The organism is Nostoc sp. UHCC 0251 (assembly GCF_034932245.1).
In the GTDB taxonomy this organism is placed as follows: Bacteria; Cyanobacteriota; Cyanobacteriia; order Cyanobacteriales; family Nostocaceae; genus Nostoc.
The window spans coordinates 1-5659 of the sequence record NZ_JAYGHD010000465.1; the positions used below are offsets into that span (position 1 = coordinate 1).

Annotated in this window: 5 protein-coding genes; all 5 read left to right on the forward strand. The window is 38.4% G+C overall.

Translation table 11 applies throughout. The features are described 5' to 3' along the window. On the forward strand, positions 1-255 hold a 255-nt coding region (locus tag VB740_RS35575; RefSeq protein WP_323204510.1), incomplete at its 5' end, for a hypothetical protein. After that, entirely contained in the window at positions 245-589 is a 345-nt protein-coding gene (locus tag VB740_RS35580; protein WP_323204511.1) for a hypothetical protein, read from the forward strand. The genes VB740_RS35575 and VB740_RS35580, both read left to right, overlap by 11 nt. After that, a complete protein-coding gene (locus VB740_RS35585) occupies positions 586-3543 on the forward strand; it encodes a CHAT domain-containing protein (RefSeq protein ID WP_323204512.1) in 2958 nt (985 codons plus the stop codon). Before VB740_RS35580 ends, VB740_RS35585 begins: the two co-directional genes overlap by 4 nt. Before the next feature lie 116 nt (positions 3544-3659). Continuing rightward, a complete protein-coding gene (locus VB740_RS35590) occupies positions 3660-3881 on the forward strand; it encodes a hypothetical protein (RefSeq protein WP_323204513.1) in 222 nt (73 codons plus the stop codon). Positions 3882-3960: 79 nt separating this feature from the next. Continuing rightward, positions 3961-5659 (forward strand): CHAT domain-containing protein (locus tag VB740_RS35595; protein ID WP_323204514.1); only part of this gene is annotated, 1699 nt, incomplete at its 3' end.

Below are 5659 nucleotides of genomic sequence, written 5' to 3' on the forward strand. Positions count from 1 at the left end.
TTAATTTTGGATGATTTTGAATGGAATCTTGAACCCCGTGATGGGCAATATATTCTTAAAGCTGAAGTAGCCCAGATTTTAGAAGCTTTAGTACAAACAATCCAAGAAACAGGAACTAACAATAAAATTATTATTACCTGTCGTTATGATTTCAATACTGACCTATTAGGAGTTTTCTATAAACAAGGTCTAGAACCATTAAAAGATGCTGAGTTAACCAAAAAACTTAACCGATTAAAACATTATGAAAATTGAAATTCAAGGACAAGATGCAGTAGAAGCTACAAAAGAACTTCTGGCAATTGAAGGGCTAAAAGGAAGCTATCAGACAGTTGATGAACTTGAACGGGGAGAACCTCTAACCACCATTGCCGAGATTGTTACGATTTTAGGAGGTTTAGGAGGAATTGTAACAATTGCTAAAGAAATCTATAAATGGTGTCAGAAATACCTTCAGCCCAGAGGGGCAAGCGCAAACCCACGAACTGAAAAAATTCTGATAATAGGGCGTAATGGTCAACGGTTGCTGCTCATTAGAAATGTAACAGAAGAGCAGATTCGCAATATTCTAGAGGATGAAGTACGATGACACTAAAAATTCTTCACATCACCTTGAAAGAACAAGGTAACGATTATGTTTCTCTGCGCTATTTTTGGGATAATCCTGTTAATTACAAGGAACACAAACTGTCTTTAGCAGAAATCAAGCAGTTGAGTGAGAAGGCAGAAACCGACTACTATACCCGTTTACCTATAGATTACTCTATTACTGGACAAGCACTTTATAACTGGCTAGATAAAAGCGATCGCCTCTTAGCCAATGCCCTCAATCAGCCCCGTCAGCAAGGCTTAATTATAGCGATCGCTACAGATAAAGGACTAGCTCATCTGCCTTGGGAACTGCTGCATGATGGCAATTGTTTTTTAGTAGAGAAAACGCTCCCGATTATTCCGGTGCGTTGGATATCTAATGGTCAACCAATAGTTACGGTTGATAATCCTCAAAATCGTCCCCTGAATGCGTTGTTTATGGCCACCTCGCCCTTGGGAGTTGAACCAGAATTGGATTATGAAGCAGAGGAAGGGAAAATTTTGTCGGCAACCAAGCGCACTCCCGTTAGTCTGAGAGTAGAAGAAAGTGGCTGCTTAACTGAGTTGAGTTATGTGGTTCGGGAATATGAAACAGGATACTTTGATATTTTTCATTTAACAGGTCATACGACTCATCAAGATAAAAAGCCCTGCTTTCTGACTGAGGACGAATACGGTAATCGAGTTGATAGCAGTACGGATGCGATCGCAAAAGCTATGATGTTTCGTTTACCTGCGTTAATCTTTCTGTCTGGTTGCCGTACAGGTTATTCTCAAGATGATGCAGTTCCTTCAATGGCAGAAGAACTACTGAGCATGGGTGCAACTGCTGTTATTAGTTGGGGTGAACGAGTTAGAGACACGAATGCTACTATTGCTGCTGGTCAACTGTATTGGGAGTTGTCACAAAGTGGGACACTTGCAGAGGCGATCGCTTCTACTTATCAAAAATTGATTGAACAAAAAGTACCAGATTGGCATAAATTACGGCTGTATGTAGCAAATACGTTCCCAGGAGCTTTAGTAACTCCATTAATAACCCCAAAACGCAAACAACTGCCTAACCCGTCTAATGAAGTGGAGTTCAGAGATAAGGAAAAACGGTTAAGGGTGGCAACAAGAGAGAATTTTGTTGGTCGCCGTCGTCAATTACAAAACTGTCTGCGAACTCTGAAGACAGATTTTGACAAAGTAGGGGTTTTAATTCACGGTATGGGAGGATGGGGAAAGAGTAGTATCGCGTCTCGACTGTGGGATAGGTTGTCAGAACATGAAAAGATTCTTTGGTGGCGACAAATTGATGAATCTTATTTAATTAACAAACTAAAAGATAAATTAATTAATCCAAAACAACTAGAATTAATACCTTATCTAGAAAATAGCAAAATTCCCCTAAAATCCCGATTAACGTATCTATTTAGTCAATTAGCGGAAATGTGTGAAAAACCATTTCTATTAATTTTGGATGATTTTGAATGGAATCTTGAACCCCGTGATGGGCAATATATTCTTAAAGCTGAAGTAGCCCAGATTTTAGAAGCTTTAGTACAAGCAATCCAATCAACAGGAACTAAGAATAGAATTATTATTACCTGTCGCTATGATTTTAATTCTGACCTATTAGAATTTTTCTATAAACAAGGTCTAGAACCATTTAAAAAAGCTGAGTTAGCTAAAAAACTTAGTCGCTTAGAAAATTTTATCTCTGGCACAATACCTGATAATTTACGGGAACGAGCGTTAATTTTAGCAGATGGAAATCCTCGGTTATTGGAATTTCTCAATGACGAATTAGGCAATACAGATGTAGAAACGAGATTAACAAAACTAGAACTAAGTCCCAAATTATGGAAAGAAAAAATTATTTGGGAAGAATTGCATGAGCTTATTGATGAGCCATTACAGAAGATTCTTAGCTATTGCTTAGTTTATGAAATTCCTGTGCCAATGGCAGCTTTAGAAGCAGTTTGTGGTGAGCTTCCTAATTATCAACACCAGTTACAAAGGGGGCTAAACTTGGGACTAATTGAGGTAAGTCCTGAAGTTAAAGAAGAAAATAGGGTTTATCGAGTTTCACGGATTTTACCCCATATTATTACTAATATTCAACTTCCTGAAGCAGCAAAAGTCTATTCTCTCTACCAAAGAGCTTCTGAAAAATTACATCATTTATGGGGTAATGAACAGAACAAAAACGAAGAAAAATGGCAGGAGATTTTTAGATTGAAATTTGCCAATAAAGAAAACCCTGAACGATTCAGGGAAGGATTTTCTCAAATGTTGGCAGTTCAATATAATTCAAAAGCTGATCAAGCTTTTAAATCTGAATTAAGAAAATGTACTGATGACTTGGTAGAAGATGGATTATGTGAAGCATTGGCAGATTATCTGAAGCACAAACAGTGGAGAAAGGCAGACGAGGAAACTACTTGGATTTTTTACCAAGTCATGGTTAAAGAGAATTTGGAAAATTGGGATGATTTGTTAACGAATTTCCCCTGTGAAAATCTCAGGACAATTGATCAACTCTGGCTTGATAATAGTAATAATACATTAGGTATTAGCATCCATAGTAAAATTTTCCTATTGGAAATAGGATTGGATTGTTGGGAGCAGTTTTGCCATCGCGTTTGGGGGTCTGTGGATAAAACGTATAATGAAATCATGGGAGACATAGAAGAAAGAGGTGTGATACCAGCATCAGCTACTATGCCTATATTAATTTATACCATGTTGTGTTCTAAGGAGAAGTGGAATATGGATGTGGGTATTAAGTACGGTTCTAGTTCTCATGGTAGCAGGGTTTGTGGTTGTGTGGAGGGTCTCTTTGAGGGTCTGGGTCTCTTTGAGGGGTCTCGTCGTCAGGAATGGAGAGATAGTGGTGGTCGTCGTCGTGTGTTTTCTGATGTACGAATTGTGTATGAATTACCAAGTGGAATCACGGAAGTTTAACATTTAAAAAACATTTATCACAACGCTCTTTTCCACGCAATAATCAACATTTCAGAAATCCGATACCTGGCACTGTTGAAAATAGGAGGCAAGTTGAAGAATGGGGAAATACCATAATGAGCAAGCTACTAATTATGCTGTATAAATTTGAATACAATCTAGAACTCCGCAATAATGATTACGTGTTAAAACCAGAAGTGGCAATGCTATTAGAGGCATTAGTCTGGGCAATTCAAGAGGCTAACGCCCGTCACCGTTTAATCCTAGTTAGCCGTTATGAATTTGAATCCAATTGGATAGATATTTTATACAAGCAACCTTTGGAAACCCTGCAATGAGCAGACCTGTGAAAAAAGTGATGCAATATTACCCAACATTGAAGCAAATAAAAGAAATTCTAGAGAACGACAAGCAGCAATGAAAATTCTTCATCTTGACCTTAAACCTATTGATGAAGAGCATGCCGAGTTTCGTTTCTTCTGGGATAAGCCCGATGATTACCAGTCCCGACAGCTACTCCTTACAGAAATCGCTAATTTGATTCAAAAGGCGGAAATAGATTATTACAAAATACTGCCGGCAGACTATGCTAGGACAGGACAAACGTTGTATAAGTGGTTAGACGGGAGCGATCGCCTTTTAACTAATGCCCTAAAAAAATCCCTTTCGCAAAATTTAATAATAGCGATCACCACAGTTAATGGACTAGCCCACTTGCCTTGGGAAGTGCTTCATGATGGCAACTGTTTCTTAGTAGAGAAAAAGCCATCAATTATTCCAGTGCGTTGGGTATCTAATGGGGAACCGATAGTAAGAGATAACTCTCCGCAAAATCGCCCCCTCAATTTGCTATTTATGGCTCCTTCCCCATTAGGATTTCCACTCTTAGATTATGAAACAGAGGAGGCACAGATTTTAGAGACAACCAAGCGCACCCCTGTAGATTTGAGAGTAGAAGAAAGTGGTTGTTTAACTGAGTTGAGTTATGTGGTTCGGGAATATAAGGAAGATCACTTTGATACCTTTCATTTAACAGGTCATGCTACTCATCAAAATAAAAAGCCCTACTTTCTCACTGAAGACGAATATGGTGATCGAGTTGATAGCAATACATCTGCAATCGCTCAAGCCCTGACATATCCCTTTCCGCGTTTAATTTTTCTATCTGGTTCCCGTACAGGTCATTCTGCTGATGGTACAGTTCCATCAATGGCAGAAGAGTTATTGAATATGGGTGCAACTGCTGTTCTGGGTTGGGTTGGGGGAGTCAGGGACACAGACGCTATCTTTGCTGCTGGTCAATTGTATTGGGAGTTATCACAAGGTGGGACATTAACACAAGCGATCGCTTCTACCTATCAAGAATTAATTAAGCGACAGGTCAGGGATTGGCATAAATTACGGCTGTACGTAGCAAATACGTTACCAGAAGCTTTAGTAACTCCATTAAGGACTCTGGGACGCAAACAACTGCCTAAACCGTCTAATGAAGTGGAGTTCAGAGATGATGAAAAACGCTTAAGGGTGGCAACCAGAGAAAACTTTGTTGGTCGTCGCCGTCAATTACAAAACTGTTTACGAACTCTGAAGACAGATTTTGACAAAGTAGGGGTTTTAATTCACGGTATGGGAGGATGGGGAAAGAGTAGTATCGCGTCTCGACTGTGGGATAGGTTGTCAGAACATGAAAAGATTCTTTGGTGGCGACAAATTGATGAATCTTATTTAATTAACAAACTAAAAGATAAATTAATTAATCCAAAACAACTAGAATTAATACCTTATCTAGAAAATAGCAAAATTCCCCTAAAATCCCGATTAACGTATCTATTTAGTCAATTAGCGGAAATGTGTGAAAAACCATTTCTATTAATTTTGGATGATTTTGAATGGAATCTTGAACCCCGTGATGGGCAATATATTCTTAAAGCTGAAGTAGCCCAGATTTTAGAAGCTTTAGTACAAGCAATCCAATCAACAGGAACTAAGAATAGAATTATTATTACCTGTCGCTATGATTTTAATTCTGACCTATTAGAATTTTTCTATAAACAAGGTCTAGAACCATTTAAAAAAGCTGAGTTAGCTAAAAAACTTAGTCGCTTAGAAAATTTTA